General features: G+C 63.7%; 29 protein-coding genes and 1 pseudogene. 24 read left to right on the top strand and 6 right to left on the bottom strand.

The annotated features are described in order from the left end of the window. The first annotated feature begins 255 nt into the window (after positions 1 to 255). On the top strand, positions 256 to 1,512 hold the full coding sequence (locus AC0V7N_RS26655; RefSeq protein ID WP_475451215.1) for a L,D-transpeptidase family protein: 1,257 nt from the start codon (positions 256 to 258) through the stop codon (positions 1,510 to 1,512). A 50-nt stretch (positions 1,513 to 1,562) separates the two neighbouring features. Here the strand turns inward: AC0V7N_RS26655 and AC0V7N_RS26650 are convergent, their stop codons facing one another. Next, on the bottom strand, positions 1,563 to 2,288 hold the full coding sequence (locus AC0V7N_RS26650) for a helix-turn-helix transcriptional regulator (protein ID WP_475451214.1): 726 nt from the start codon (positions 2,286 to 2,288) through the stop codon (positions 1,563 to 1,565). Between the two features lie 404 nt (positions 2,289 to 2,692). Between AC0V7N_RS26650 and AC0V7N_RS26645 the strand changes: the two genes are divergently transcribed. The 17 genes from AC0V7N_RS26645 to AC0V7N_RS26565 all read left to right on the top strand — a co-directional run bounded on the left by AC0V7N_RS26645 (position 2,693) and on the right by AC0V7N_RS26565 (position 16,157). Next, positions 2,693 to 4,051 (top strand): Na+/H+ antiporter, encoded by a 1,359-nt coding sequence (locus tag AC0V7N_RS26645; protein WP_496627379.1) that lies wholly within the window; start codon positions 2,693 to 2,695, stop codon positions 4,049 to 4,051. After that, positions 4,026 to 4,337: a hypothetical protein gene (locus AC0V7N_RS26640; RefSeq protein WP_496627378.1), complete on the top strand. Its 312-nt coding sequence runs from the start codon at positions 4,026 to 4,028 to the stop codon at positions 4,335 to 4,337. Before AC0V7N_RS26645 ends, AC0V7N_RS26640 begins: the two co-directional genes overlap by 26 nt. A gap of 194 nt (positions 4,338 to 4,531) precedes the next feature. Next, positions 4,532 to 5,845 carry a serine hydroxymethyltransferase gene (glyA, locus tag AC0V7N_RS26635; protein ID WP_475451212.1) on the top strand — a complete coding sequence of 438 codons (1,314 nt, stop codon included), beginning with the start codon at positions 4,532 to 4,534 and terminating at the stop codon, positions 5,843 to 5,845. Between the two features lie 100 nt (positions 5,846 to 5,945). Continuing rightward, entirely contained in the window at positions 5,946 to 6,524 is a 579-nt protein-coding gene (locus AC0V7N_RS26630) for an invasion associated locus B family protein (RefSeq protein ID WP_475451211.1), read from the top strand. Positions 6,525 to 6,556: 32 nt separating this feature from the next. Further along, the gene (locus AC0V7N_RS26625; RefSeq protein WP_475451210.1) at positions 6,557 to 6,886 is read left to right on the top strand and encodes a GlpM family protein; all 330 of its coding nucleotides are present in this window, start codon (positions 6,557 to 6,559) and stop codon (positions 6,884 to 6,886) included. Between the two features lie 79 nt (positions 6,887 to 6,965). Continuing rightward, positions 6,966 to 7,448: a transcriptional regulator NrdR gene (gene nrdR, locus AC0V7N_RS26620; RefSeq protein WP_475451209.1), complete on the top strand. Its 483-nt coding sequence runs from the start codon at positions 6,966 to 6,968 to the stop codon at positions 7,446 to 7,448. Between the two features lie 2 nt (positions 7,449 to 7,450). Next, on the top strand, positions 7,451 to 8,581 hold the full coding sequence (gene ribD, locus AC0V7N_RS26615; RefSeq protein ID WP_475451208.1) for a bifunctional diaminohydroxyphosphoribosylaminopyrimidine deaminase/5-amino-6-(5-phosphoribosylamino)uracil reductase RibD: 1,131 nt from the start codon (positions 7,451 to 7,453) through the stop codon (positions 8,579 to 8,581). 68 nt (positions 8,582 to 8,649) lie between these two features. Then, complete coding sequence (locus tag AC0V7N_RS26610) at positions 8,650 to 9,267, top strand: riboflavin synthase (protein WP_475451207.1); 618 nt, start codon at positions 8,650 to 8,652, stop codon at positions 9,265 to 9,267. 74 nt (positions 9,268 to 9,341) lie between these two features. Continuing rightward, complete coding sequence (locus AC0V7N_RS26605) at positions 9,342 to 9,602, top strand: CopG family ribbon-helix-helix protein (RefSeq protein ID WP_140767921.1); 261 nt, start codon at positions 9,342 to 9,344, stop codon at positions 9,600 to 9,602. Next, positions 9,602 to 9,877 (top strand): type II toxin-antitoxin system RelE/ParE family toxin, encoded by a 276-nt coding sequence (locus tag AC0V7N_RS26600; protein ID WP_475451206.1) that lies wholly within the window; start codon positions 9,602 to 9,604, stop codon positions 9,875 to 9,877. Before AC0V7N_RS26605 ends, AC0V7N_RS26600 begins: the two co-directional genes overlap by 1 nt. 81 nt (positions 9,878 to 9,958) lie before the next feature. After that, entirely contained in the window at positions 9,959 to 10,453 is a 495-nt protein-coding gene (gene ribH, locus AC0V7N_RS26595) for a 6,7-dimethyl-8-ribityllumazine synthase (RefSeq protein ID WP_475451205.1), read from the top strand. Next, positions 10,450 to 10,950: a transcription antitermination factor NusB gene (gene nusB, locus AC0V7N_RS26590; protein ID WP_475451204.1), complete on the top strand. Its 501-nt coding sequence runs from the start codon at positions 10,450 to 10,452 to the stop codon at positions 10,948 to 10,950. Before ribH ends, nusB begins: the two co-directional genes overlap by 4 nt. Next, positions 10,947 to 12,164, top strand: a complete 1,218-nt coding sequence (locus tag AC0V7N_RS26585) for an MFS transporter (protein ID WP_475451203.1) — start codon at positions 10,947 to 10,949, stop codon at positions 12,162 to 12,164. The genes nusB and AC0V7N_RS26585 overlap by 4 nt, the downstream gene beginning before the upstream one ends. A gap of 181 nt (positions 12,165 to 12,345) precedes the next feature. Then, entirely contained in the window at positions 12,346 to 13,257 is a 912-nt protein-coding gene (gene osmF, locus AC0V7N_RS26580; RefSeq protein WP_475451202.1) for a glycine betaine ABC transporter substrate-binding protein OsmF, read from the top strand. A 55-nt stretch (positions 13,258 to 13,312) separates the two neighbouring features. After that, positions 13,313 to 14,476, top strand: coding sequence for an ABC transporter permease subunit (locus AC0V7N_RS26575; protein WP_496627377.1), 1,164 nt, complete (start codon positions 13,313 to 13,315; stop codon positions 14,474 to 14,476). Further along, the gene (locus AC0V7N_RS26570; RefSeq protein ID WP_475451201.1) at positions 14,473 to 15,411 is read left to right on the top strand and encodes an ABC transporter ATP-binding protein; all 939 of its coding nucleotides are present in this window, start codon (positions 14,473 to 14,475) and stop codon (positions 15,409 to 15,411) included. Before AC0V7N_RS26575 ends, AC0V7N_RS26570 begins: the two co-directional genes overlap by 4 nt. Continuing rightward, entirely contained in the window at positions 15,408 to 16,157 is a 750-nt protein-coding gene (locus AC0V7N_RS26565) for an ABC transporter permease (RefSeq protein ID WP_475451200.1), read from the top strand. The genes AC0V7N_RS26570 and AC0V7N_RS26565 overlap by 4 nt, the downstream gene beginning before the upstream one ends. Positions 16,158 to 16,234: 77 nt before the next feature. Here the strand turns inward: AC0V7N_RS26565 and AC0V7N_RS26560 are convergent, their stop codons facing one another. Continuing rightward, positions 16,235 to 17,422 (bottom strand): AGE family epimerase/isomerase, encoded by a 1,188-nt coding sequence (locus AC0V7N_RS26560; protein ID WP_496627376.1) that lies wholly within the window; start codon positions 17,420 to 17,422, stop codon positions 16,235 to 16,237. A 455-nt stretch (positions 17,423 to 17,877) separates the two neighbouring features. On the opposite strand from AC0V7N_RS26560, the gene AC0V7N_RS26555 reads away from it, so the two are divergent. Then, positions 17,878 to 20,019 carry a sodium-translocating pyrophosphatase gene (locus AC0V7N_RS26555; RefSeq protein WP_475451198.1) on the top strand — a complete coding sequence of 714 codons (2,142 nt, stop codon included), beginning with the start codon at positions 17,878 to 17,880 and terminating at the stop codon, positions 20,017 to 20,019. Between the two features lie 80 nt (positions 20,020 to 20,099). Here the strand turns inward: AC0V7N_RS26555 and AC0V7N_RS26550 are convergent, their stop codons facing one another. The 4 genes and pseudogenes from AC0V7N_RS26550 to AC0V7N_RS26535 all read right to left on the bottom strand — a co-directional run. Continuing rightward, positions 20,100 to 20,765, bottom strand: a complete 666-nt coding sequence (locus AC0V7N_RS26550; protein ID WP_496627375.1) for a hypothetical protein — start codon at positions 20,763 to 20,765, stop codon at positions 20,100 to 20,102. A gap of 31 nt (positions 20,766 to 20,796) precedes the next feature. Then, on the bottom strand, positions 20,797 to 21,087 hold the full coding sequence (locus AC0V7N_RS26545) for a glycosyltransferase family 2 protein (RefSeq protein ID WP_475451196.1): 291 nt from the start codon (positions 21,085 to 21,087) through the stop codon (positions 20,797 to 20,799). A gap of 1 nt (position 21,088) precedes the next feature. Beyond that, positions 21,089 to 21,394: a dTDP-4-dehydrorhamnose 3,5-epimerase family protein gene (locus AC0V7N_RS26540; protein WP_496627374.1), complete on the bottom strand. Its 306-nt coding sequence runs from the start codon at positions 21,392 to 21,394 to the stop codon at positions 21,089 to 21,091. A gap of 405 nt (positions 21,395 to 21,799) precedes the next feature. Next, positions 21,800 to 22,306, bottom strand: a pseudogene (locus AC0V7N_RS26535) (outer membrane protein assembly factor BamE); the annotation flags it as partial. Between the two features lie 114 nt (positions 22,307 to 22,420). On the opposite strand from AC0V7N_RS26535, the gene AC0V7N_RS26530 reads away from it, so the two are divergent. From AC0V7N_RS26530 to AC0V7N_RS26510, 5 genes are all read left to right on the top strand, one after another. Then, positions 22,421 to 22,966 (top strand): ubiquinol-cytochrome C chaperone family protein, encoded by a 546-nt coding sequence (locus AC0V7N_RS26530; protein ID WP_475451192.1) that lies wholly within the window; start codon positions 22,421 to 22,423, stop codon positions 22,964 to 22,966. Further along, complete coding sequence (locus AC0V7N_RS26525; RefSeq protein WP_475451191.1) at positions 22,966 to 23,514, top strand: YceD family protein; 549 nt, start codon at positions 22,966 to 22,968, stop codon at positions 23,512 to 23,514. The genes AC0V7N_RS26530 and AC0V7N_RS26525 overlap by 1 nt, the downstream gene beginning before the upstream one ends. 114 nt (positions 23,515 to 23,628) lie before the next feature. Continuing rightward, entirely contained in the window at positions 23,629 to 24,696 is a 1,068-nt protein-coding gene (gene plsX, locus AC0V7N_RS26520) for a phosphate acyltransferase PlsX (protein WP_475451190.1), read from the top strand. A gap of 9 nt (positions 24,697 to 24,705) precedes the next feature. Continuing rightward, positions 24,706 to 25,677, top strand: coding sequence for a beta-ketoacyl-ACP synthase III (locus AC0V7N_RS26515; RefSeq protein WP_475451189.1), 972 nt, complete (start codon positions 24,706 to 24,708; stop codon positions 25,675 to 25,677). 101 nt (positions 25,678 to 25,778) lie between these two features. Next, positions 25,779 to 26,102, top strand: a complete 324-nt coding sequence (locus AC0V7N_RS26510) for an integration host factor subunit alpha (protein WP_010915609.1) — start codon at positions 25,779 to 25,781, stop codon at positions 26,100 to 26,102. The last annotated feature ends 35 nt before the right edge of the window (positions 26,103 to 26,137 follow it).

Here is a 26,137-nt window from a genome sequence, read left to right as displayed (position 1 = left end):
CGGAGTGACGGGCGGGCCCAAATTGGGCGCAAGGCCACGTTGCCGCCATATTCCAATGGAACCGAGGGTGGCAGTGATGCTGTCGTGAAGACCATGCGTCCACCCGCAACCGTATCGCGCCTCGTGCGTTTCTCGCCAAAGTGATACGGGCCATGGTTGGCTAATTGTTAAGATTGCCAATTTTAGAGTGCGGGCGAGATCGCCCGATGACCGACGCAGCAAGTGATCGAACCGCTACCTATGTCTGGAACGTCCATGAGAACCAGCCGCCGCTTTTTCCTTTCCGGAGCCTCCGCGCTCGCCGCCGCCGCCATGGTGGCCGGCCGTGCGAATGCGCAGGATGTGATCGGGGATATCCTGAAATCCTCGGCCCGCGGCAATTGGGACGACCAGTTCGACGCCCGCGCCAGCGAAGGCGGCAAGGTGGCCTCGACGCTGCCGATCTTCAGCCCGCAGACCGTTGCATTCACGGAGCAGGCGGTCGCGCAATATCAGAACATTGTCAGCCAGGGTGGCTGGGTGGACGTTCCCGCGACCAAGAAACTGGAACTCGGTGTCGATGACCCGGATGTGGTGCCGCTGCGCAAGCGCCTGATGATTGCGGGTGATCTGTCGCAGAGCGCCGGCATTTCGACGGCCTTCGATTCCTATGTCGACTCGGCGGTCAAGCGCTTCCAGTTGCGCCATGGCCTGCCGGCTGACGGCTCGATGGGCAAATACACCTACGCCGCAATGAACGTTTCGGCGCAGATCCGGCTCGGCCAGTTGCAGACCAATCTGCAGCGGCTGAAGGAGAAGGCGGGCACGCTCGGCAATCGTTATGTGCTGGTCGACATTCCGGCGGCGCAGGTCGAGGCGGTAGAGAACGACCGCGTCGTGCTTCGCCATACCGCGATCGTCGGCAAGATCGATCGCCAGACGCCGATCGTCAATTCCAAGATCAACGAGATCATCGTCAATCCGTACTGGAACGCGCCGGTCTCGATCGTGCGCAAGGACATCATTCCGCTGATGCGGAAGGATCCCAATTATCTCAAGAACAGCCACATCCGCCTGTTCGCGCCGGATGGCAGCGAAGTCGATCCGATGAACGTGGACTGGTCGACCGACGACGCCGCCAAGTACCGGTTCCGCCAGGATCCCGGTTCGGAAAACGCCATGGCGTCGGTCAAGATCAATTTCCCGAGCCCCGATGGCGTCTACATGCACGACACGCCGCAGCAGAGCCTGTTCGGCAAGATGTTGCGCTTTGATTCCTCGGGCTGCGTGCGCGTCCAGAACGTGCGCGACCTCGTCACCTGGATCCTGCGCGACACGCCCGGCTGGGACCGCCAGCATTTCGAGGCGGCGATCAAGACCGGCGAAAACACGCCGATCCAGGTTACCAACCCGGTGCCGGTGCACTTCCTCTATCTCTCGGCCTGGTCGACGGGACCCGGCGTGGTTCAGTTCCGCGACGACGTCTACGCGCTCGATGGCGCCAGCGAGCTGCAGATCACATCCTCGCTCTAAACATCTGATAATTCTAGCGAAAGGCCGCTCAAAGGGCGGCCTTTTTATTGCTAGATCAGCCGCTGATTGACCAGCCGCGCCACCGCTTGCGCGCGGTTGACGGCGCCGAGCTTGCGCCTGGCATTGTCGACATGGAAGCGCACCGTCGCTTCGGCAATGCCGAGGATGACCGAGATTTCCCAATCCGTCTTGCCTTCGGCGACCAGCGCCAGGCCGTCGCGTTCGCGCACCGTCAGCCGAACGGCGGCGGCGGGCGGTGGCGTCGTCAGGCTCATCAGCCTTTCCGTCAGCACGAGCCCGGCCATCTGGATGGCAAAGCTTTCGTCTGCCGTGAAGTCGCGCTCGTGGAAGCCGAGGTGCAGCGAGGCTATGGCGCCGTCGGCGCCATAGGAGGTGGAACACAGCGCGTCATTGATCCCGGCCTCACCGAGCGCTTCCCAATAGACGCCGAACTCAGCGCGGTCGCGCGGGGCAAAGTCGGAGAAGCGGTAGCGCGTGCGGCTTTCACGGATCGCGCCCAGTAGCGGGTTGCACTCGAAGCAGACATAGTCGAATGCCGGGCTGCCCGGCCAGTCCGCCGGCGCCAGCCGCGTGATGAAGCCGCCGGCCGCCCAATGGCTAGCGGAGGTCAGCGTCGCTGACGGCCTTCGATAGAGGCGGGTCTGCAGATAGGAAGCGCCGAAGGTTTCCATCGCCGCGAAATAAGCGGTGCTTGCGCCCTCGGCCGTTGCCGACGCCAAGGCCGGTTCGGCATGTGCCATGATCCTTGACAGCATCGATCGAACCCCCGCTCGTGAGCCGTAACGCAGCGTCGCACAGCCGAGTATGACCCGCAAGGCGGCCAGCCGGCGAAAGCCATCTGTCAACCCCGCGCTATCGGGAGGTTGATGCTGGACTATGCTCGCGTATCCAGAAAAGCAGCGGCGCCGGCTTTCGAAATTCACGTCCGATGTTCGGGCATCGGCGCTCCGCATGCGCACGTCGACCGGGGGGCCGGCGTGCGGCCGGCCACCTGGTGCCCCTAGGTAGCCTTGCGCTGACGCCAGGTGCCGGCCTTTTTCTGACATTGGCAGCCTGCTGGCCACTCGCTCTGCTGTCCTCTCGGCCGTCGCTCCGCCAGCGCTGTCTGGACGCGACGCCGATGATTGCGCATGGTCCGGCAAACAGCCGGAATCGAGCCATGCAAACCGCCACCTTCATTCTCGTCGTGCTCGTCTTCGTCGCCGTTTCCGGCGCGCTGGCGCGGCTGGTGCGCGTGCCGCTGCCGGTTTTGCAGATTGCCATAGGCGCCGCGCTCGCATGGCCGGTGCGCGGCATCCATGTCGAGATCGATCCGGAACTGTTCCTGCTGGTGTTCATTCCGCCGCTGCTGTTCAGCGACGCTTTTGGCGCGCCCAAGCGCGAGTTGATGGCACTGCGCGGGCCGATCCTCGACCTTGCCATAGGCCTCGTCTTCTTCACCATCGTCGGCTTCGGCTATGCCTTGCACTGGCTGGTGCCGAGCATTCCGCTGGTCGTTGCCTTCGCGCTCGCGGCTGTGCTGTCGCCGACCGATGCGGTGGCCGTCTCCTCGATCGTCGACAGGAACGTCGTTCCGGCGCGGCTGATGCACATTCTGGAAGGCGAGTCGCTGCTCAACGATGCGTCGGGCCTTGTCATGTTCCGCTTTGCCGTGGCGGCGGCGTTGACCGGCAGCTTTTCCTTTGCTGCCGCTTCGCTGAGTTTCCTCTATGCCGTGGCGGTCGGCATCCTGGCCGGCGTGGCGGCCTTGTTCGTCGCCGCCAAGGCGCTGCAACTCTTGAACCGCATCGGCGGCGTGCCGGCCGAGGCGCAGGTGCTGATCACCATCCTGCTGCCCTTCGTCGCCTATCTCGTCGCCGAGCATTTCGGGGCCTCGGGTATCCTGGCGGCGGTGACCGCCGGCCTGCTGACCGGAAGCACCGGCATATTCCGCTTTCTCGGCGTCTCGGCGCGCATGCAGACGATCTCCTTGTGGACGACGTTTTCCTTCGTCTTCAACGGCGCGCTGTTCATCGTGCTCGGCCTGCAGCTTCCCGAGATCATCCGCAAGGTGCCGCCGGAACTCACGGGTCACTATCCGATCATCCAGCCGGTGCTGACCGTGGTGGCGTTGACCTTGTGCCTGATAGCGCTCCGCTTCGTCTGGATCTGGATTGGCGACATCGCGGCGACGCTTGCGGCGCGGCTCGGCAAGCGCGAGGCCGAACCGTTCGGCCTGCGCGTGCGGCTCGCGGGATCGGTGGCGGGCGTGCGTGGTGCCATTACGCTGGCCGGCATCTTGTCGCTGCCGCTGGCCCTGCAGGACGGCTCGCCATTTCCAGCGCGCGACCTTGTCATCTTCCTCGCCGCCGGCGTCATCATCTGCTCCCTGGTTATCGCCAGCTTGGCCTTGCCGGTGATTGCGCGCGGTCTGGTCGAGCCGGGCGAAGACGCCGGCGATGCCGAGGAACGCTTAGCGCGTGTCGGCGCGGCGAAGGCGGCAATCGCCCATCTTGAGAAGTCTCGCGCAGACGGATGAAGAGGAGGGCGATGCGCCCGGCGTCAGGCTCGCCGCGGCCAACGGCATTGTCGCTGCCTACCAGCGGCGCATCGCGGCATCCGACGAGGCGAATGAAGCACGTGCCGAGGTCCGTGAGGCAGGGAGGCTGGAGATCGATCTGAGGCTCGCCGGCATCGCCGCCGAGCGTGACGCCGTGCGCGCCATGCTTCGTCGCGGCGAGATCAACGACCACACCGCGCGGAAGCTGTATACCGAGATCACGCTCACGGAAGCCCTTTTGAACGGCAGGCAGACGCAGAAATAGGATTGGCGATGCCCAGGGGCTGTGGATTTGCAGGCTCTGCCGCAAACCGGCCAGCAAATTTCGCGCTGCAAACGTGGCGGGTCGAAAACAACTGTGTTAATGGCGCGGCAATGCATGTCGCCCCAAGCTGTGCAGCGGTTTTGGGGCAACGATATGCGTAAGCAAATTGCCCCCGAACCGGAGGATTTCAGGTCATGGCAACAGCAGCGGCAGTGTCGAACAAATTCGAATCCTTCTTCGAAACCACGCTGGAAGACGCCGATCCGGAGATTTTCGGCGCCATCCGCAACGAACTCGGTCGCCAGCGCCACGAGATCGAGCTGATCGCTTCGGAGAACATTGTTTCCCGCGCGGTGCTCGAGGCGCAGGGGTCGATCATGACCAACAAATACGCCGAGGGCTATCCGGGCAAGCGCTACTATGGCGGCTGCCAGTTCGTCGACGTGGCCGAGGAACTGGCCATCGAGCGGGCGAAGAAGCTGTTTGGCTGTAATTTCGCCAACGTCCAGCCGAATTCCGGCAGCCAGATGAACCAGGCGGTGTTCCTGGCGCTGCTGCAGCCCGGCGACACGTTCATGGGCCTCGACCTCAATTCCGGTGGCCATCTCACCCACGGCTCGCCGGTCAACATGAGCGGCAAGTGGTTCAAGGTCGTCTCCTATGGCGTGCGCAAGGAAGACCATCTGCTCGACATGGACGCGATTGAGAAGACCGCGCATGAGACCAAGCCGAAGCTGATCCTGGCCGGCGGCACCGCCTATTCGCGCATCTGGGACTGGAAGCGCTTTCGCGAGATCGCCGATGCGGTTGGCGCCTATCTGATGGTCGACATGGCCCACATCGCCGGCCTCGTCGCCGGTGGCGTGCATCCGTCGCCGCTGCCGCACGCGCACGTGGTGACGACCACCACGCACAAGTCGCTGCGCGGTCCGCGCGGCGGCATGATCCTGTGCAACGACGAGGACATTGCCAAGAAGATGAACTCGGCCGTGTTTCCCGGCCTGCAAGGCGGCCCGCTGATGCATGTCATCGCCGCCAAGGCGGTGGCCTTCGGCGAGGCGCTGAAGCCGAGCTTCAAGGTCTATGCGGAGAGTGTAGCCGCCAACGCCAAGGCGCTGGCTTCGAGCCTCAAGGAGACGGGCCTCGACATCGTCTCCGGCGGCACCGACAACCATCTGATGCTGGTCGATTTGCGCCCCAAGAACGCCACCGGCAAGCGGGCCGAGGCAGCCCTTGGCCGCGCCAACATCACCTGCAACAAGAACGGCATCCCCTTCGATCCGGAAAAGCCCTTCGTCACCTCGGGTGTGCGCCTCGGCACGCCGGCCGGCACCACGCGCGGCTTCGGCCAGGCCGAGTTCCGCGAGATCGGCAAGCTGATCGCCGAAGTGCTGGATGGTCTCAAGGTCGCCAATTCGGACGAGGGCAATGCCGCGGTCGAAGCGGCGGTCAAGGCCAAGGTCGTGGCGCTGACCGATCGTTTTCCGCTCTATCCTTATCTCGGTTGAACGATCCTTATCTCGATTGACCGGACGCGAAGCGTCATCTTTTATTCGCCGGCACTGCGTCACCCCTGATCGGGTGACGCATGGAACTGGAGACTTGATGATGCGCAATTTTCGTCCTGCCTCACTCGGCGTCGCCGGCTGGCTGGCCGTTTGCGGGTCTGCCTTGGCGCAGACCCAGCCCGCCCCGGACACGCCTGCCACCAGCACCTTCGGCAAATGGACAACCATCGTCGATGTGCTCGACACCGGCCAGGATGCGAGCAGGACCTGTGCGGCTTCGACGGCGTTCTTCGATGCGAGCGGCAATTCGGGGACGCTGACCTTGTCGATTTCGACCGGCGATGCGCTGCCGCCTGATGCCTATCCGGCCATCATGCTCACTGTTGACAACAAGGCGCTGCCGACCGGCGAGAAGATCGCGGCGACGTTCGGCGATCCAGGCGTCAAGGTTTCGACGACGGTCTACTCCAACGATGCCGTCATCGGCCGTCCGAGCTGGACGGTCGACAATCAGGCCAAGACCAGTCTCGCCCTGCTGCGAGCCATGCGCCAGGTCATCTCGCTCGATGTGACTTTCGGCAAGAACGTTGTCGCCAGCATCCCGATGGATGGCTTCACCAAGGCCTACCGCAACCTCGGAACGTCCTGCGGCTTCCCGACCAAGGACGTCGCGCCGTGACCCGGACGGCCGGGTCGGAATAGGGGGCGCGGATGGACATTGTCTGGAAGGGCGTGGTCGGCGGGCTGGTGACGGCGCTGATCGTCTGGGCGTCCAGGCGAGGCAATGTCCTGCCCGGGATACTGCCGCTGGCGCCGACCTTTGCCGTCATCGCCTTGCTTGCCGTCGGTGCCAAGGGTGATCCGGGCGGCTTTCGCGATGCCTGCCTTGCCGGTATGAAGACAATTGCCGCCTATCTTGCCTTCCTCGGCGCCTGCTGGTTGTTCATCGACAAGGTCGACTATCGCCTGGCTGTCGCCGGCGGCATCGCCGTCTGGCTGGTGGCCGCGCTGGCAATCTTCCTCGCGCCTCGCTATCTCTGAAGAAACGGAACCGCTTCAATCCAGGCCGGAAAGGCTCTAAGCCTTTCGCCTCATCAGATTCGCGAACCCAAGGCTTTTCATGCGCTGTCCCTATTGCCAGTCCGAAGATACGCAGGTGAAGGATTCGCGCCCCGCCGAGGACGGCGCGGCGATCCGCAGGCGTCGTGTCTGCCCCGATTGCGGCGGCCGTTTCACCACCTTCGAGCGCGTCCAGTTGCGCGATCTGGTCGTGGTCAAGAAGTCGGGCCGGAAAGTGCCGTTCGACCGCGACAAGCTGCTGCGCTCGGTCGAGATCGCGGTGCGCAAGCGCAATGTCGACCCCGAGCGCATCGACCGCGCCGTGACCGGCATCGTGCGCCAGCTCGAAAGCTCCGGCGAGACGGAAGTGGCTTCCGGCGAGGTCGGCAAGCTGGTCATGGAAGCGCTGAAATCGCTCGATGACGTCGCCTATGTGCGTTTTGCCTCGGTCTACCGCAATTTTCGCGAGGCCAAGGACTTCCATGAGCTGCTGGGCGAACTGAAGGGCGACGAAGACAAGAGCGGTGAAGAGGAAGCCGGCTGAGCATGGCGGGATCGCAACGCAGCGAGGCTGAACAGGCAGCCCTTGATCGCCGTTTCATGGCCGCGGCGCTGAGGCTGTCGCGCCGCAATGCCGGCAGGACCTCGACCAACCCTTCCGTCGGTACGCTGATCGTGCGCGACGATGGCGCTGGGCCGATGATCGTCGGCACCGGCGTCACCGCCGTCGGCGGCCGACCGCATGCCGAGACCGAGGCGCTGGCCGAAGCCGGCGAACTCGCGCGTGGCGCCACGGCTTACGTCACTTTGGAGCCCTGCGCTCATCACGGCCGCACCCCGCCTTGCGCCAATGCGCTGGTCAATGCCGGCATTGCGCGCGTCGTGGGGGCTGCCAGCGATCCCGATCCGCGCGTCTCCGGCAAGGGCTATGCCATCCTGCGCGCCGCCGGTGTCGAGGTGGTCGAGAGGGTGCTGGCGGGCGAAGCCGCCGAGCAGATGGCCGGTTATCTCATTCGGTCGCTCAGCAAGCGCCCGGAAGTGATTCTGAAGCTTGCGCTTTCCAGTGACGGCAAGATCGGCAGGGAAGGCGCCGGGCAGGTTGCGATAACAGGCGACATCGCCCGCCGCGAAGTCTACCTGATGCGGGCCGAGGCCGACGCCATCCTGGTCGGCATCGGCACGGCGCTGGAGGATGATCCGGCGCTGACGGTGCGCTTGCCGGGGCTGGAGAACCGTTCGCCGGCACGCATCGTGCTTGACCGGCAGATCAGGCTGCCTGAGTCCTCGAAACTGGCCTCGGGCGTGGATCGCGTACCGCTCTACGTCGCCGCTTGCCTGGAGGCTGATCCGCATCGGCGGGCGGCGCTCGAACGCGCCGGCGTGCGCTTCATCGGCACCGAAACGCATGAAGGCGGCGTGGCGTTGCCGGAACTGCTCGAGGATTTGGCGGCTCTCGGCATGGCAAGCGTGCTGGTCGAGGGCGGCGCCAAGGTGGCCAGCGCTTTCCTGGCCGATGGGCTGGTCGACCGCATCGTGCTGTTCCAGGGGCCGGAAGCGATTGGCGAAGACGGCATTGCATCGCCGATCGATGGCGACCACATCCCGGCAGGCTTTCGCAAGCTGCGCGACATGCGCTTTGGTGAAGACAGCTACGCCGAGTGGGTAAGAGACCTCTAGACCATGATCCCGAAAAGTGGGACCCGGTTTTCGGACAAGGTCATGGTCAAAACGGGAAGATAGCATCGATGTTTACCGGAATTGTCACCGATATCGGCACCGTAGCGGCCGTCAAGCCGCTGAGCGAAGGCGTCGGCCTGCGCATCGACACGGCATATGATCCCGAGACCATCGCCATTGGCGCCTCGATCTCCTGCGGCGGCGTCTGCCTGACGGTCACGGCTTTGCCCGACCATGGCTCCAACGCGCGCTGGTTCGAGGTCGAGGCCTGGGAAGAGGCCTTGCGGCTGACCACGGCCTCGACCTGGAAATCCGGCAGCAAGGTCAATCTCGAGCGGGCGCTGAAGATCGGCGACGAACTTGGCGGCCACATCGTTTCAGGACACGTCGACGGCACCGCCGAGATCGTCGAGCGCAAGGATGAGGGCGATGCGGTGCGTTTCACGCTGGAGGCGCCGCGCCATCTGGCGAAATTCATTGCGCCGAAGGGCTCCGTGGCGCTCGACGGCACCTCGCTCACCGTCAACAAGGTCGAGGGCACCCGCTTCGACGTGCTGTTGATCCACCATTCGCTGACCGTCACCACCTGGGGCGAGCGCAAGGCCGGCGACCGCGTCAATCTCGAGATCGACACCATGGCCCGCTACGCCGCGCGGCTGGTCGAGGCGGCGAAAGAGGGACTTTGAGCGCTATGGCCTGAGCTTCGACCTCGACTTAATCAGTTTTAATCGCTATGATTAAGTTTGATTGTGAGGCTTAGATGGATACAAAAGTAATCACCGCTCACGTTCCGCTGCCGCTAGCAGAAAAGGTAGATCAGCTGGCTGCTCGCCTTGAGCGCCCGCGCGGCTGGATCGTCAAACAAGCTCTTTCGGCGTGGGTGGATTTGGAGGAGGAGCGCCGACGGCTCACGCTTGAAGCATTGGCCGATGTGGATGCAGGACGGGTCATCGACCACCAGGCAGTGCAGGCTTGGGCTGAGAGTCTTGGCACCGACAAGCCACTGCCGGTGCCTCGTTGATGGAGTTGAAATGGACCAACAAGGCTTTGTCCGACTTGGTTCGGCTCCATGATTTTCTCGCGCCAGCAAATGCCCCAGCCGCCGCCCGCGCTGTGCAGTCGCTTACTGCCGCGCCGGCACGGTTGGTCGAGCATCCGCGTATCGGCGAGAAACTAGAAGAGTTCGAGCCACGAGAAGTGCGCCGCATTTTGGTTGGCAGCTACGAAATTCGCTACGAAATACAGGACACGACAATTTCTATGTTGCGCCTGTGGCATACGCGAGAGGATCGATAGGCTTGACGCGCCTCCTGCAATCTTCCGCTTGCGATCAATCCGGCTTCGGCCTAAGTCACCGGCAACCCCCCGGAGATTTTTATGGCAGGCACATCCCAACACGGCAAAGCCTTCATTCGTCCGAAGGCGAAGGCGCATCTGCTGATTGTCGAAGCGCGCTTTCACGACGACCTTGCCGACGCGCTGCTCGACGGCGCGACAAGCGCGCTCGATGAAGCGGGCGCGACCTACGACGTCGTCACCGTTCCAGGTTCGCTCGAGATTCCCGCGGTGATCACCTTCGCGCTGGACGGCGCGGCGGAAGGCGGCACCAATTACGACGGCTTCGTCGCGCTCGGCACCGTCGTTCGCGGCGACACCTATCATTTCGACATCGTCGCCAATGAATCCAGCCGCGCGCTGATGGACCTGTCCGTGCAGGACTCGGTCTGCATCGGCAACGGCATCCTGACCACCGAGAACGACGCACAGGCATGGACGCGGGCCAAGCGCTCGGAAGGCGACAAGGGTGGCTTTGCCGCGCGTGCGGCGCTGACCATGATCGCGCTGAGGGAACAATTGGGAGCGCGATCGTGAGCGAACCCGCTTCGCCCGGACAGCCCGCGGTGCGCCACGCCAACAAGCGCGGCGCCGCCCGTCTGGCGGCCGTGCAGGCGCTCTATCAGATGGATGTCGCCGGCAGCGGCGTCTTCGAGATCACCGCCGAATATGAGGCGTTTCGCCTCGGCAAGGAAGTCGATGGTGCGCTCTATCGCGAAGCGGATGCCCAATGGTTCCGCGCCATCCTGACCGGCGTCGTCGAGAACCAGACGACCATCGATCCGGTCATCCGCCAGGCGCTGACCGATGACTGGCCGCTGTCTCGGCTCGATTCGACGCTGCGCGCCATTATGCGCGCCGGTGTCTATGAATTGATGAAGCGCGAAGACGTGCCGGTGGCCGTCATCGTTTCCGAATATGTCGACATCGCCAAGGCCTTCTACGAGGACGACGAGCCGAAGCTGGTCAATGCCGTGCTCGACCGTGTGTCACGCCGGGTGCGCGGCGAGGGGCGCGGCAAGGACGCATCGTGACATCAATCGCCGTCGAGGCGCCTAAGGATGCGCGGCGCACCGCGCTGATCCTGGCCGCCTCGCAGGCGATTATCGGCTCGGCGGCACCCATCGCCATTTCGATGGGCGCGCTGGCCGGGCAATACCTGCTCGGTGCCGACAAATCGCTGGCGACAGCGCCGATCACCGGCTTCAACCTTGGCGTGGCGCTCGGCGCCTTGCCGGCCGCGGCCATCATTCGCGGACTGGGCCAGCGCGGCGGCTTCATGACCGGAACCGTCGTCACAGCGCTTGGCGGCCTGATTGCCACGCTGGCGCTTTTCCACGGCAGTTTCTGGCTGTTCGCGTTTGCACTGATGGTGATCGGCATCGGTGGTGCCTTCGTCCAGCAGTTCCGCTTTGCCGCCGCCGACAACGCGCCGCCGGAGTTCAAGGCGCGCGCCATCTCCTTCGTGCTGGCCGGCGGCATCATCACCGCCGTCCTTGGGCCGCAGATCGTCATCTTCACCCGTGAACTGTTCGCGCCGGTGATGTTTGCCGGGTCGTTCGTCTCCATCCTGCCGCTGGCAGCCGTGGGCGCCATCATCCTGTCGTTTCTGCGCCTGCCGACCAAGGCCGAGAGCAAGGTTGAAATTGCCGACGGCGACGCCAGACCCCTGTCCGAAATCGTCACCAAGCCGCGCTTCGTCGCCGCGCTGTTTTGTGCCGTCGGCAGCTATGCGCTGATGAGCTTCGTCATGACCGGCGCACCGCTGGCCATGGTCGGCTGCGGCCTGTCGGAGGATGATGCGACGCTGGGCATCTCCTGGCACGTGATGGCGATGTTCGCGCCGAGCTTCTTCACTGGCTCGCTGATCCATCGCTTCGGCGCCGAGCGCATTGTCGCCGCCGGCCTGATCTTGCTCATCGGCTGCGCCATTGTCGCTTTGTCGGGCCTGGCGCTGTGGCAATTCTGGACGTCGCTGATCCTGCTCGGCCTTGGCTGGAATTTTGGCTTCATCGGCGCCACCGCCATGGTCGCGGCCAGCTACCGGCCGTCGGAAAAGGGCAAGGTGCAGGGTTTTCACGACTTCGTCCTGTTCGGCTCCGTCGCCTGCGCGTCGCTGCTGTCGGGCATGGTCTACAATGCCTGGGGCTGGGAGATGCTGAACTGGATGATCTTTCCGGTCACCGTTCTGTGCTTTGTCGCACTCGGCGCGCTCAAGTTGACGGCTCTGCGCAAGGCGAGCGCCTGATCCTCGAACTGCTGTCGACCTGACATGATGCTGTCAGGATTGCTTCGGTTGAATTTGTCGCTCCGAAACAAAATTATTGCGTCTGTACCTATTGTTATGAAACCGTGTGCCCCGACTGGCCGTTGAAGCCATGCTCATATGCGGCCCACCGCATTCCGGTTCACAGCAAGGGGTTTTCACGATGTTTTCAGTCAAGGTTTTCGCCGGCGCGGCATTGGCGCTGGCCGTCACGGCGGCTTCCGCCAGTGCTCAGGTGGTCGTCTCCTCGAAGATCGATACCGAGGGTGGCGTGCTCGGCAACATCATCCAGCTCGTTCTCAACGCCAACAACATCAAGACCACTGACCGCATCCAGCTTGGCGGCACGCCGGTGGTGCGCAAGGCGATCACCGCCGGCGAGATCGACATCTATCCCGAATACACCGGCAACGCCGCCTTCTTCTTCGAGAAGGCCGATGACCCCGTGTGGAAGGATGCCGCCAAGGCCTATGAGACGGCCAAGAAGCTCGACTATGACGCCAACAAGATCGTCTGGCTGGCGCCGGCGCCGGCCAACAACACCTGGGCGATCGCGCTGCGCAAGGAAGTGACTGATACCAACAAGCTCGCCACGCTTTCCGACTTCGGCAAGTATGTCGCCGGCGGCGGCCAGGTGGTGCTGGCGGCTTCGGCCGAGTTCGTCAATTCGGCGGCGGCACTGCCGGCCTTCCAGACCACCTATGGCTTCAAGCTGAAGCCGGAGCAGCTGATCACGCTCTCCGGTGGCGACACGGCGGCGACCATCGCCGCTGCGGCCAACCAGACCAGCGGTGCCAACGCCGCCATGGTCTACGGCACCGACGGTGGCATCGCGCCGTCCGGCCTGGTCGTGCTCGAGGACGACAAGGGCGTTCAGCCGGTCTACCAGCCGGCGCCGATCATCCGCGAATCCGTGCTCAAGGAGCATCCCGAGATCGAGACGCTGCTGAAGCCGGTCTTCGCCAAGCTCGATCTCGTCACGCTGCAGGAACTGAACGGCCGCGTGCAGGTCGGCGGCGAGCCGGTCAAGGGCGTCGCCGAAGACTTCCTGAAGAAGAACGGCTTTCTGAAGTAGGACGATTCCGGCGCGCCGCTCGCGTGGCGCGCCGGAACGACCAACGGGGGAGGGCGTGAATATCCGCTTCGACAAGCTCGGCGTGGTTATCGCCGCGATCGCGGCCTATGCGGCGTTCCTCGCCCCCTTCGCCACGTTCCGCGCCAACCGTATCGTTCCTGGCCAAGCGCGCTCGATTCTCGAAGCGTTGCCGGCTACGACAGGAGCATTGCTGCTCGCCATCATCGTCGCCGCAGCGCTCATAGCGCTGTTCAGGACGCCGCTCGTGCTGCGCCTTGCCGCCAGCGTGGTGACGCTTGTCGCGCTGGCGCTGTTGATCGGCGCCGCCGGCGCATTTCTCACGCCAGCCGGCAACACCTTCGCCAGAGTGTCCCCCGCTTCCGGCTTTTGGATACTGATTTTTGCCTTCACGATTCTGTCGGCAGACGTGCTGACAAGGCTGAACCTGTCGCCCTTGGCGCGCGTTGGCGTGCTTGTCGTCGCGGCGTTGGCCATTGGCCTGCTTTTGGTGTCGGGAGCCTGGAATGACCTTTCCATCCTCAAGGAATACGCCAACCGCGCCGACAATTTCTGGGCCGAAGGCTCCAAGCATGTGACGCTGGCGCTCGGTTCGCTGCTTGCGGCGGTCATTGTCGGCCTGCCGCTCGGCATCCTGTGCCATCGCGTCGAAAGGCTGCGGGCTGGCGTGCTCAACGTGCTCAACATCATCCAGACCATTCCTTCGATCGCGCTGTTTGGCCTGCTGATCGCGCCCCTCGGCTGGGTCGCCACGCATGTGCCCGGAGCCGCCGCGCTCGGCATTCGCGGCATTGGCACCGCACCCGCCTTCGTCGCGTTGTTCCTCTATTCGCTGCTGCCGGTGGTGGCCAACACCGTCGTCGGGCTCGCCGGTGTGCCGCGTGCGGCCAATGACGCGGCGCGCGGCATGGGCATGACCGACCGCCAGCGCCTGTTCGGCGTCGAGTTCCCACTGGCCTTTCCGGTAATTCTCACCGGCATCCGCATCGTCCTGGTGCAGAATATCGGCCTTGCCACCATCGCCGCCCTCATCGGCGGCGGCGGCTTCGGCGTGTTCGTGTTCCAGGGCGTTGGCCAGACGGCGATGGATCTGGTGCTGCTCGGCGCCGTGCCGACCGTGGCGCTGGCCTTTGCCGCCGCCATCATCCTCGACGCAGTGATCGAAATGACCGCCACCAAGCGCAGGGTTGAAACGGCATGATCGAGATCGAAGGCATTACCAAGCGCTATGACGCGACAACGGTGGTCGACAACGTCTCGATGGTCATCGAGCCACGCACGGTTTGCGTCATCGTCGGCACCTCCGGCTCCGGCAAGACGACGCTGCTGCGGATGATCAACCGGCTGGTCGAGCCGACCGCTGGCATCATCAAGCTCGACGGCGCCGACAATCGTTCGGTGCCCGGCTACGAACTGCGCCGCAGCATCGGCTATGCCATCCAGGGCCATGGCCTGTTTCCGCATCGAACAGTGGCGCAGAACATCGCCACCGTGCCGGTGCTGCTTGGCTGGGACAAGGACCGCATCAAGGCCCGCGTCAACGAGTTGATGACGCTCTACCAGCTCGATCCGCAGGCTTACGGGCCGCGCTACCCGCACGAACTGTCCGGCGGCCAGCAACAGCGCGTCGGCGTCGCCCGCGCGCTCGCCGCCGAACCCAATGTGCTGCTGATGGACGAGCCGTTCGGCGCGCTCGACCCGATCATCCGCACCAAGGCGCAGGAAGATCTGCTGGCGATCCAGAAGCGCTTCGGCACCACCATCATCCTTGTCACCCACGACATGGAAGAGGCCGTGCATATGGGCGACAAGATCGCGGTGATGGACGCCGGCAAACTCGTGCAATACGCTAAACCCGCCGAGATCCTGGCAAACCCGGCCAGCAGCTTCGTCGAGACCTTGGTCGGGGCCAGCGAAAGGCCGTTCCGGCTGCTGTCGCTAGGACGTGTTCGCGACGCGGTCGAGAAAGGCACCGCCGAGGGCGAGGCGATTCCCGGCGAAGCCAGCCAGCGCGACGCGTTGGCCGAGCTGTTGTGGTCGGGCCGGCCGGCACTGCCGGTAAAAGACGCCGACGGCAAGCCGCTCGGCCGCGTCACGGTGGACGGGCTGGTCAAGCGCGCGGCGAGGCCGGCATGAAAGCCTGGCTGCCTTTGCTGCTCAGGCTTGCGCTGGTGGTGTTGCTCGTGGCTTTCGTCACCAATCCCGGCTGGTTCGAGCCGCTGCTCAAGCCATTGACCGAAAACAACGCGCCTGCGATCTACAATCAGGGCAGCCTGCTGACGCTGACGCTGCTGCATCTGCGCATCGTGCTGATCGCCACCGTCGCCGCGACCATCGTTGCCGTGGCTCTGGCCATCCTTGTCACCAGGCCAGCCGGTGCCGAATTCCTGCCGCTGTCGCGCAGCCTGGTCAATATCGGCCAGACCTTTCCGCCGGTGGCGGTGCTGGCGCTCGCGGTGCCGGCTGTCGGCTTCGGTGAGAAGCCGACGCTGGTCGCGCTGTTTCTCTATGGCCTGCTGCCGATCTTCGAAAACGCGCTGACCGGCCTGACGACGCTGCCGGCCAATGTCGTCGAGGCGGCGCGCGGCGCCGGCATGACCGGCTGGCAAAGGCTCACCAAGGTCGAGTTGCCGCTCAGCGCACCGATCATCCTTGGCGGCATCAGGCTCTCGGTGGTGATCAGCCTGGCCACCGCGACCATCGGCTCGACCGTGGCTGCCAAGACGCTGGGCGAGGTGATCATCGCCGGCCTGCTGTCCAACAATCTCGCCTTCATCCTGCAGGGCGGCCTGATCGTGGCGGCCCTTGCCGTGCTGATCTATGACGGGCTGTCGGCGGTCGAGCGCTATGCCGCGCGGCGGATGGGACGCGAGGCGGAGTAACGAATTTGTCTGTTTGAGCTGCGATGCCTTCCGCTTGGCCAGCCCGCCTCGGGTTCTGGGTGAAGACAAACCTGACCTCATCCAGAACCGGCCTCCGCGACGCGGGCGGCGTGTTCCATCATCTGCAGGCATGCCCGGGCCTGATGATAGGGCTCCTTCCAGGCGGCGACCCGCGGGAGGCTGCGGTCCGGCTTGCCGTCAGGCGCGACGCGCCAGAACCACTCGCCTCCATCCCGGTCCAAGATATGTGCCTCGATGTATCGCCACAGGGCTTCGGCACGGTCGAGCATTGTCAGGTCGCCGGAACGGGCATATTCGTTCAGTAACCCTGTCATTGCCTCTGCCTGCACCCACCAGATGCGGCTTCGGTCGGTCACCCCTTGCGCCTCGCCGCTGTTGGCAAGCGATCCGTCCTCCATGATGCCTGCCAAGGCACCGCGACACAGGCGGGAGGCGGCAAGCCTGGTCGCATCGGCAAGTTCCCGGGCGCCGAGCGCGTCGGCAGCAGCATCGAGCAGCCAACTCGCCTCGATGTCATGCCCATAAGATATTGTTTTACCGACAGGCCGCAGCGAGGTGTCGATTGTCGGCCAACTATACGTGCCTTCCGGCGCGATGAAGTGCGTGAGGAAAAGGCGCAGCAAGGCTTCCAGCGCGTCACGCACGTCTTCTGCCTGTGATGTCGTGAGAAGCTCTGTCAGCGCCTCCAGTAAGTGCAGATGCGCATTCATACTGCGCAGACCTGTCATCGGGTTCTCTGCCATGCGACGGTTTTTCGTCGGCCGCCAGTATCGGTTGAAGGATTCGCCACCCACGGCCAGCATCTTCGCCTGAGCGAGGCGGAAAGCAGCAAGCGCCTGACGCAGCGCAGCTGGGTCACCGCTTGCATTGGCGTAAGCGGCAAGGCCGAAGATCGCAAAAGCCTGCGCATAAAGGTGCTTGTCCGGCTCGTATCTGCCCCCTGCCGCAGTGACGGACCAGAAGAAGCCGCCGAACCATTTGTCGGCCGATCTCGTCAGAAGGAACTGGCTGGTGTGTTCGGCTTGGCGCCGTGTCTCGGCATTTCCGGCCACTCCGTCGAGTGCCGAAAGCGTCCACAGCAGACGCGCGACGAAGACGGTCGCGCGTGGCGCGTCGCGGTCGATTTCACCTGTGGCGGCAACAAGCGAAAAATAGCCGCCGTTCCTCCGATCCTCCAGCGCGGCCCAGAACGGCAACAGTCGCCCTCTCAGTTCCGCCTCTGCCTTGCTGGCAAGAATGCGCAATCGTTCTCTCGGCGACGGGGGTAAGGGAAGTATCGGGGGATCACCTGCCATCGCCTGCTACAATGTCTTGGGATTACGACGTGGCCGCGCCCTGTTTTTGATAGGCATCGCGACCAGGACGTAAGCCTGTTCCGCTTGGGAGGAATTGCCTGAGCTTTGACAATCAACTCATGTCTGATCTGGAGGATAGGCAGCCGACAGGTGACTGCAAAGCATGATGCTCGCAAACGGCGCTCTATTTCAATCGATCTAATTGGAGGACGGTGCGGGTCGCCGCAGCGCGGTCCATGTCTTTTGGGCGAAAGCCGGGCAAAAACCGAACAATATCTTGACGTTCCGAGCCCTGTTTCGCATACACCGATGCGAAGAGGTGGATTCCGTGCGCGGATTCCGGTCTTTGTCTCAACGGCCCAGGGAGGGGTTCTTTTGGGCCAGCAATCGAGGAAAATTCGGCAATGACCATACTTTACGCCGTCATCGCCTGCGGCTTGCTTTCTGTCCTTTACGCCATCTGGGCGACACGTTCGGTTCTCGCGGCCGATCAGGGCAATGCACGCATGCAGGAAATCTCTGCCGCCATCCGCGAAGGCGCGCAAGCCTATCTGGCGCGCCAGTACACCACCATCGCCATCGTTGGTGTGGTCGTGCTCGTGCTCGCCTGGTGGCTGCTTTCCATCACCGCCGCGATCGGCTTCCTGATCGGCGCCGTCCTGTCCGGCGCTGCCGGCTTCATCGGCATGCATGTTTCGGTGCGGGCCAATGTGCGCACGGCACAGGCGGCATCCAACAGCCTCGCCGCCGGTCTCGACATCGCCTTCAAGTCGGGCGCTATCACCGGCATGCTGGTGGCTGGCCTGGCGCTGCTCGGCGTCTCGATCTACTACCTCATCCTGACCGGCCCGATGGGCCTGCAGCCCAATGACCGCATCGTCATCGACTCGCTGGTCTCGCTCGGCTTCGGCGCCTCGCTGATCTCGATCTTCGCCCGTCTCGGCGGCGGCATCTTCACCAAGGGCGCCGACGTCGGCGGCGATCTGGTCGGCAAGGTCGAAGCCGGCATCCCGGAAGACGACCCGCGCAACCCGGCCACCATCGCCGACAATGTCGGCGACAATGTCGGCGACTGCGCCGGCATGGCCGCCGACCTGTTCGAGACCTATGCGGTGACGGTCGTCGCCACCATGGTGCTTGCCGCCATCTTCTTCGGCGGTACCGCGGTTCTGCAGACTGCGATGCTGTATCCGCTCGCCATCTGCGGCGCCTGCATCCTGACCTCGATCGTCGGCACCTTCTTCGTCAAGCTAGGCTCGAACGGCTCGATCATGGGCGCGCTCTACAAGGGCCTGATCGTGACCGGCCTGCTGTCGATCGTCGGCCTCGGCGTCGCCACCTCCGCTACGGTCGGCTGGGGTGAGGTTGGCACCGTTGCCGGCATGATCATCACCGGCAAGAACCTGTTCGTCTGCGGCCTCATCGGCCTCGTGGTGACCGGCCTCATCGTGGTGATCACCGAGTACTACACCGGCACCGGAAAGCGTCCGGTCAACTCGATCGCCCAGGCCTCGGTGACCGGCCACGGCACCAACGTCATCCAGGGCCTCGCGGTTTCGCTGGAATCGACGGCACTGCCGGCCATCGTCATCGTCGGCGGCATCATCTCGACCTACCAGCTCGCCGGCCTGTTCGGCACGGCGATCGCGGTCACCACCATGCTCGGCCTTGCCGGCATGATCGTCGCGCTCGACGCCTTCGGCCCTGTCACCGACAATGCCGGCGGCATTGCCGAAATGGCCGGCCTGCCCAAGGAAGTGCGCCACTCCACCGACGCGCTCGACGCGGTCGGCAACACCACCAAGGCGGTGACCAAGGGCTATGCCATCGGCTCGGCCGGTCTCGGCGCGTTGGTGTTGTTCGCCGCCTACTCGAACGACCTGAAGTTCTTTGCCGCCAATGGCGACAAATATCCTTACTTCCAGGGCATGGGCGAGATCTCCTTCGATCTCTCCAACCCCTACGTCGTCGCCGGCCTGATCTTCGGCGGGCTGATCCCGTATCTGTTCGGTGGCATCGCCATGACGGCCGTCGGCCGCGCGGCGGGCGCCATCGTCGAGGAGGTGCGCAAGCAGTTCCGCGAGGATCCGGGCATCATGGCCGGCACCTCCAAGCCGAACTATGCGCGTGCGGTCGACCTTCTGACCAAGGCAGCGATCCGGGAAATGATCATCCCGTCGCTGTTGCCGGTGCTGGCGCCGCTCGTCGTCTATTTCGGCGTGCTGTTGATCTCGGGGTCGAAGGCGTCAGGCTTCGCGGCCCTCGGCGCCTCGTTGCTCGGCGTCATCGTCAACGGCCTGTTCGTCGCCATCTCGATGACCTCGGGCGGCGGCGCCTGGGACAACGCGAAAAAGTCGTTCGAGGACGGTTTCGTCGACAAGGACGGCGTCAAGCACCTGAAGGGCTCCGAGGCGCACAAGGCTTCGGTGACCGGCGATACGGTGGGCGATCCCTACAAGGACACCGCCGGTCCGGCGGTCAACCCGGCGATCAAGATCACCAACATCGTGGCGCTCCTGCTGCTGGCCGTGCTCGCGCACGGCTGAACGGAGCCTGGCAGCTAGATCAAAACCCGCGGGGAGCGATCCCCGCGGGTTTTTGTTTGGCTCAAATCAGACACGGTGCTTCAGCCACCGTTCGGCTTGGCTCCATCGCTCTCGGCAAGCTTGCGGTAGCGGGCCAGCAAATCGTCCAACCCTGGTTCCCGTTCAGGCATGGGCGGCAGGCCGCGCACCTTTCTCAGGCTGGGCACATAGGAATCACGTCCGTATTTGCGGCGAAACTCGACGGATCTCGGATGGATGCCGCATGCGGCCCAAAGCCTGCGTTTCAGATAGCTGGATTTCTTCAAGGGGCGAGGGGCCGTGGCCGCGGCAAGAACCTTGATGCGCAGGTCGTTCGGCATTCGCATGGCGTCGATAAGGTCTTCCTGTTCCACCGCCGTGTCTTCGACGTAGCTGCAACTGCGCTGGCCGGAGAAGATACTGAGCACCGTTAGGTGTGGCAGGGTGGCGATCACGGCCCCCTTTCGCCAGGCCCGGAAGAGCCAGTCCTGCGAACTTTCGCAGAGGCACTCGCTGGCAGGGCGCCAAGGCCCGAGCCAGCCCAGCGATGCCCGCCTGGCCATCTGTGCCGACCCGTATCCGGCTGTGATGACGGGATCGTAAAACCCGCTTTTGCCCATCCCGTAGATTGAGGTCTTGAGAGGGTCGCCTTTCATCCGCGTAGGCTCGATGATGGCGCCGCGAGCAATGATGATGTCGGCGCCGGTCGCATCGATCCAGCCGGTCATCGCCGCGAGATGGTCTGGAAACCAGAGATCGTCATGGTTGAGCAAGGCGACGAATCGGCCGCGTGCCCTGGCCGGATTGCTCGCCGAAATTGACCGGCAGGTTGATGTAGACGATGCGCGGATCGGCAAATTCGGCGATGAGAGCCGCCGTGTCGGGACGACAGGTATCGCCGATCACCAGAATTTCGAAGTCCTGCAGGGTCTGGCCCAGCACGCTGCGCAGCGCCTGTCGCAAGGCGGCGGGACGGTTGTGGGTTGCAATCACCACCGAGACGAGCGGCGTGTTCTGCCCGGTTGCATCGGACTGGCCGGATCGTTCCACACTACACCAGTCTATAGGGGATCTGATCCGTGTCCGGCGGCAGGCGCCAATGGTCCGGTGCGTCGTACGCATAGGCCTTGTCGACGAGATTGAGCAGTATCGCGATCTCCGGCCCCAGCGCCGTCACGCCATGCCATACGCCGGGCGGGATGATGATGATCGCCGGTCGCAAGGCGCCGATGATCTTGTGCCAGACCGTGCCGAAGCTGGGCGAAGCCTTTCGGCCGTCATAGAGCGATAGGCGCACACTGCCGACACAGCAGAAAAGCCGATCCTGCGTCACCTTGTGTGCGTGCCAGCCAGTCACCGCACCCGGATACATCGTGCGCTAGAAAACCTGGCCGACGGGCAATTGGTCGAGCTCCCACTCGTCCCGGAAAACCTCGGTGAGATAGCCGTTGGACGTCGCGACCGGCCTGATTTCCTTGATCCTGACGCCGTCGATTGCCGGAGGATCGATGGCAAGCCAATCAGGTGTCACAGTCTGCCGGTCGGGTGCTCCCGTGGCCATCCAGCCGTCCGGTGCTACACGTTCGCCACTGCTCATTTTCAAAACCCCAAAGCCCGGGGATTTGATACGGGCTTGCCCCATTGCTGACAAGCCGGGCCTGCCTTGGCCAAACAAAAACCCGTGAGATCGCTCCCACGGGTTTTCGGTCGCCTGAGATCTGCCGCTTTCCCCGTGGGGAAGCAGGGTCTGATGATCAGGGAGTGCCGCCGCCGGGATGCCGGGCGCCAGCTTGCTGGCGCCGTTGATGATCTGGCTGAGGAAGTTCTGGTCCTTGCCGCCAGTCGGCGTGGTGCGCGAGATGAAGTCGAAAATCTTGCCGTCCTTCAAGCCGTAATTGGCGATCTGGGTGACGCGGCCATCGGCGCCGAAATAGACCGCGAGCACCTTCTGGTCGACGAGCCTGGGCTTAGCGAAGGCGACATAACGCTTGCGCGTTTGCGAGATGTAATAAAACGCCTCATTGTCGAAAGTCGCGGTGGTCGACGGCGTGCCAAGCGCCAGAAGCACCTGCTCGCGGCTGGAGCCGACGGGCACCGAATCGACGGCCTGCTGGTCGTAGACATACCCTTGCGTGAGCGTCTCGCTCGGACTGAGGTCACCGAACATCTTGTTGGTATGACATGCCGAGAGCGCCGATATGACGAGCAGCAGCGAGATCGCGCCGGCGGGCCTGGACGAGAAGGTCGACTTGAAATTCAGCGCGCGCAACAACAATTCTCCATTATATCGCCGCAACTTGCGCTGGGCCGCAAAACCGGTAAACCAGCTTGCTTGCCGATGCAACAAGGCCAATTCAACAAACGGTCCCCGGAGACCATCCCCATGTTCCAGCGCCTTTTTGGTCGCGAACGCCACGCCAACCGCGCCATCACGGACGCGCTTTACGCACAAATCGTGGCGGCGGCGCGGCAGAGTGTATTTTATTCCCACTGGAATGTGCCGGACACGCCGCTCGGCCGTTTCGAGATGCTTTCGCTGCATATGTTCCTGTTCCAGCATCGCTTGCGTGGCGAGGACGGTGTGGCGCAGGAGATCGCCCAGGTGCTGATCGACGAGTTCTTCCTCGACGTCGACCATTCGCTGCGGGAGCTGGGCATTGGTGACGTCGGCGTGCCCAAGCGTATGAAGAAACTGGCGAAGATGTTTTATGGCCGCACCGCCGCCTATGATGATGCGCTTGAAAGAAACGATCGCGACGGGCTGACCGCGGCTCTGGCCCGCAATGTCCGGCCCGATTCCGGCGCATGGCCGGAGGCGCCGCAATTGGCCGACTATGTCGCCGATGCCTGCCGGCAGCTGGCCGCGCAGCCGTCCGAATCAATCGTTTCCGGCAAGGCGGCGTTTCCGCTCGCCAAGGGAGGTGCTTGATGAAACATGCTGATCCGCAGAGCCCGGTTGGCTTTTTCGCGAATGTCGCCCGGCTGCCGCAGAAGGGCCTGCCCTTGGTGATCGAGGCCGACGCCGCCCAGCGGGCGGCGCTCGCCGAGGAACACGGGTTGCTATCGGTCGAAGCCTACCGCGCGGAACTCCTTGTGGCCTCCTGGAAACGCAATGGCGTCAAGGTCAGCGGCCGTGTCCAGGCCGATATCACGCAGGCCTGCATCGTCACGCTCGATCCCGTCGCTGCGCATATCGACGAGCCATTCGAGGCGTTGCTGCTGCCCGAGGATTCCAAGCTTGGACGGCAGGGGTTCGACGGCGGCGGCGAGATCCTGCTAGACGCGGATGGCCCTGACAGTCCCGAAACATTCTCCGGTGACATCATCGATGTCGGGGCGCTTGCCGAACAGTTCTTCGGACTGGCGATCGACCCCTATCCGCGCAAGTCGGGCGCGTCGCTCGATGCCGGAGGCGAGACCGAAGCGGCGGAGAATGAATTTCAGCAAAAACTGCGATCCTTGCTGGGAAAATCCTGAAAACCTCGCCCGCGATGGAAAAGTCGGTTGTGTGAAAAGCCAAAACCGCTATTTTCGCCGAACCTTCGCGACCACTAAAGCGACCTGCCGCCTAACCCGTGAGATGAATACCGCGTGATCAGGATTTCCATCGATGCCATGGGCGGCGATCACGGACCAGCCGTGGTCATTCCGGCGCTCATGACGGTCGCCACCCGCCGTCCCGACATCCGCTTCGTCATCTATGGGCGTGAGGATATCGTGCGTCCCGAACTGGCCAAGTTTCCCAAACTGGCCGAGGTGAGCGAATTCTTCCACTGTGAGATCTCGGTCAGGATGGACGACAAGCCGAGCCAGGCGCTGCGCCATGGCCGCTGGAAGTCCTCGATGTGGAAGGCTGTCGAAGCGGTCAAGTCGGGCGCCGCGGACGCCTGCATCTCCGCCGGCAACACCGGCGCACTGATGGCGATGTCGAAATTCTGCCTGCGCACCATGGCCACCATCGATCGCCCGGCGATCGCGGCATTGTGGCCGACTTTGCGCGGCGAAAGCGTGGTTCTGGACGTCGGCGCCACCATTGGCGCCGATGCGCACCAGCTCATTGATTTTGCTATTCTCGGCACCGGCATGGCGCGCTCCGTCTTCGGCATCGCCCGGCCCACCGTCGGCCTGCTCAATGTCGGCGTCGAAGAGATCAAGGGCCAGGAAGAGGTCAAGGAAGCGGGACGCATGCTGCGCGAGGCCAATATGGCCTCGATGAACTATCATGGTTTCGTCGAAGGCGACGATATCGGCAAGGGCACGGTCGACGTGGTGGTGACGGAAGGCTTCGCCGGCAACATCGCGCTGAAGACGGCCGAAGGCACCGCGCGCCAGATCGCGGGGTATCTGCGCGCCGCGATGAGCCGCACCTTGATGGCCAAGATCGGCTATGTCTTCGCCAAGGGCGCCTTCGATCGCCTGCGCGAAAAGATGGATGTCGGCCGCTCCAATGGCGGCGTGTTCCTGGGGCTGAACGGCATCGTCGTCAAAAGCCACGGCGGTGCTGATTCGGACGGTTTCGCCGCGGCGATCGAGCTCGGCTACGACATGGTGCGCAACAATCTGCTCGACCGCATCGAGGCCGACCTGGACCTGTTTCATGCGCGCAACCCGCATGCCCTGTCATCCCGGAAATCCGACGGTACCGACGCGAAGGAATAGGAAACAACTTTGATCAGATCAGTCGTGCGCGGCACGGGTGCCGCGCTGCCCCGCCGCATTATGAAGAATGCCGATTTCGAAGGCATGGTCGAGACCTCGGACGAGTGGATCGCCCAGCGCACCGGCATCCGCCAGCGTCATATCGCGGCCGACGACGAGACGACGGCTTCTCTGGGCGAGGCCGCGGCCCGCGCCGCCCTTGCCAATGCCGGGCTCACTCCTGACGATATCGACCTGATCGTGCTGGCGACGTCGACCCCCAACAACACATTCCCGGCCACCGCGGTTGAGATCCAGAACCGCCTCGGCATGCATCACGGCTTTGCCTTCGACATGCAGGCGGTGTGCTCGGGCTTCGTCTATGCGGTGACGACAGCCGATCTCTACATCCGTGGCGGCCTGGCAAAACGCGTGCTGGTGATCGGCTCGGAAACATTCTCGCGCATCCTCGACTGGAGCGACCGCTCGACCTGCGTGCTGTTCGGCGACGGCGCCGGCGCACTGATCCTGGAAGCAGGCGAGGGGGCTGGCACGATTGCCGATCACGGCGTTCTGGCCGCCAGCCTGCGCTCGGATGGTGCGCACAAGGACAAGCTTTTTGTCGACGGCGGACCATCCACGACAGGAACCGTCGGCCACCTCAGGATGGAAGGCCGCGAAGTCTTCAAGCACGCGGTCGGCATGATCACCGACGTCATCGAGGCGACCTTCTCGGCCGCCGGCATATCAGCCGACGATCTCGACTGGTTCGTGCCGCACCAGGCCAATAAACGAATTATTGACGCTTCGGCCAAGAAGCTCGGGATTGCAGAACAAAAGGTGGTGGTTACGGTCGATTTGCACGGTAACACCTCGGCTGCTTCCGTGCCGCTGGCGCTGTCGGTGGCCGTCGCCGACGGCCGCATCAAGAAGGGCGACCTCGTCCTCCTGGAAGCGATGGGCGGCGGCTTCACCTGGGGCGCCGTTCTGGTTCGCTGGTAACTGCCGAACGGTCCAGTTTCGGTCCTTGACCTTGCCGGATCAATTACTTAGGCTCTATCGTTGTTGTGCCGATTTTATGTTTGAACTGATGGGACGGTCGCATGGGGGGAAAGACACTTACGCGTGCCGACCTAGCGGAGGCCGTCTACCGAAAGGTCGGTCTGTCGCGCACTGAATCCGCCGAACTCGTCGAAGCGGTGCTGGACGAAATCTGCGAGGCCATCGTGCGTGGCGAGACGGTCAAGCTGTCGTCCTTCGCGACATTCCATGTCCGCTCCAAGAACGAGCGCATCGGGCGCAATCCCAAGACCGGTGAAGAGGTGCCGATCCTGCCGCGGCGGGTGATGACCTTCAAATCGTCGAACGTGTTGAAGAACCGCATCTTGCGTTCCCACCAGAACAGCAAGGCCAAGGGCGGCAAATAGCCTCCATTGTACGGTTGAAAACCGCCCCCGCCATG

Source organism: Mesorhizobium kamtschaticum, assembly GCF_056174585.1.
The sequence above is the reverse complement of the archived record's forward strand: the minus strand, read 5'-3'. Positions and strand labels throughout refer to the sequence as shown.

Excerpts from the sequence above, each read along its gene's own strand:
- AC0V7N_RS26610 (WP_475451207.1), top strand. The coding sequence starts at position 8,650 with ATGTTTACCGGAATTGTCACCGATATCGGCACCGTAGCGGCCGTCAAG.
- osmF (WP_475451202.1), top strand. The coding sequence starts at position 12,346 with ATGTTTTCAGTCAAGGTTTTCGCCGGCGCGGCATTGGCGCTGGCCGTC.
- AC0V7N_RS26525 (WP_475451191.1), top strand. The coding sequence starts at position 22,966 with ATGAAACATGCTGATCCGCAGAGCCCGGTTGGCTTTTTCGCGAATGTC.
- AC0V7N_RS26650 (WP_475451214.1), bottom strand. The coding sequence starts at position 2,288 with ATGCTGTCAAGGATCATGGCACATGCCGAACCGGCCTTGGCGTCGGCA.
- AC0V7N_RS26600 (WP_475451206.1), top strand. The coding sequence starts at position 9,602 with ATGGAGTTGAAATGGACCAACAAGGCTTTGTCCGACTTGGTTCGGCTC.
- ribD (WP_475451208.1), top strand. The coding sequence starts at position 7,451 with ATGGCGGGATCGCAACGCAGCGAGGCTGAACAGGCAGCCCTTGATCGC.
- AC0V7N_RS26510 (WP_010915609.1), top strand. The coding sequence starts at position 25,779 with ATGGGGGGAAAGACACTTACGCGTGCCGACCTAGCGGAGGCCGTCTAC.
- AC0V7N_RS26530 (WP_475451192.1), top strand. The coding sequence starts at position 22,421 with ATGTTCCAGCGCCTTTTTGGTCGCGAACGCCACGCCAACCGCGCCATC.
- AC0V7N_RS26630 (WP_475451211.1), top strand. The coding sequence starts at position 5,946 with ATGCGCAATTTTCGTCCTGCCTCACTCGGCGTCGCCGGCTGGCTGGCC.
- AC0V7N_RS26645 (WP_496627379.1), top strand. The coding sequence starts at position 2,693 with ATGCAAACCGCCACCTTCATTCTCGTCGTGCTCGTCTTCGTCGCCGTT.
- AC0V7N_RS26655 (WP_475451215.1), top strand. The coding sequence starts at position 256 with ATGAGAACCAGCCGCCGCTTTTTCCTTTCCGGAGCCTCCGCGCTCGCC.
- AC0V7N_RS26565 (WP_475451200.1), top strand. The coding sequence starts at position 15,408 with ATGAAAGCCTGGCTGCCTTTGCTGCTCAGGCTTGCGCTGGTGGTGTTG.
- AC0V7N_RS26605 (WP_140767921.1), top strand. The coding sequence starts at position 9,342 with ATGGATACAAAAGTAATCACCGCTCACGTTCCGCTGCCGCTAGCAGAA.
- AC0V7N_RS26625 (WP_475451210.1), top strand. The coding sequence starts at position 6,557 with ATGGACATTGTCTGGAAGGGCGTGGTCGGCGGGCTGGTGACGGCGCTG.
- AC0V7N_RS26570 (WP_475451201.1), top strand. The coding sequence starts at position 14,473 with ATGATCGAGATCGAAGGCATTACCAAGCGCTATGACGCGACAACGGTG.
- AC0V7N_RS26555 (WP_475451198.1), top strand. The coding sequence starts at position 17,878 with ATGACCATACTTTACGCCGTCATCGCCTGCGGCTTGCTTTCTGTCCTT.
- nrdR (WP_475451209.1), top strand. The coding sequence starts at position 6,966 with ATGCGCTGTCCCTATTGCCAGTCCGAAGATACGCAGGTGAAGGATTCG.
- AC0V7N_RS26550 (WP_496627375.1), bottom strand. The coding sequence starts at position 20,765 with ATGACCGGCTGGATCGATGCGACCGGCGCCGACATCATCATTGCTCGC.
- ribH (WP_475451205.1), top strand. The coding sequence starts at position 9,959 with ATGGCAGGCACATCCCAACACGGCAAAGCCTTCATTCGTCCGAAGGCG.
- glyA (WP_475451212.1), top strand. The coding sequence starts at position 4,532 with ATGGCAACAGCAGCGGCAGTGTCGAACAAATTCGAATCCTTCTTCGAA.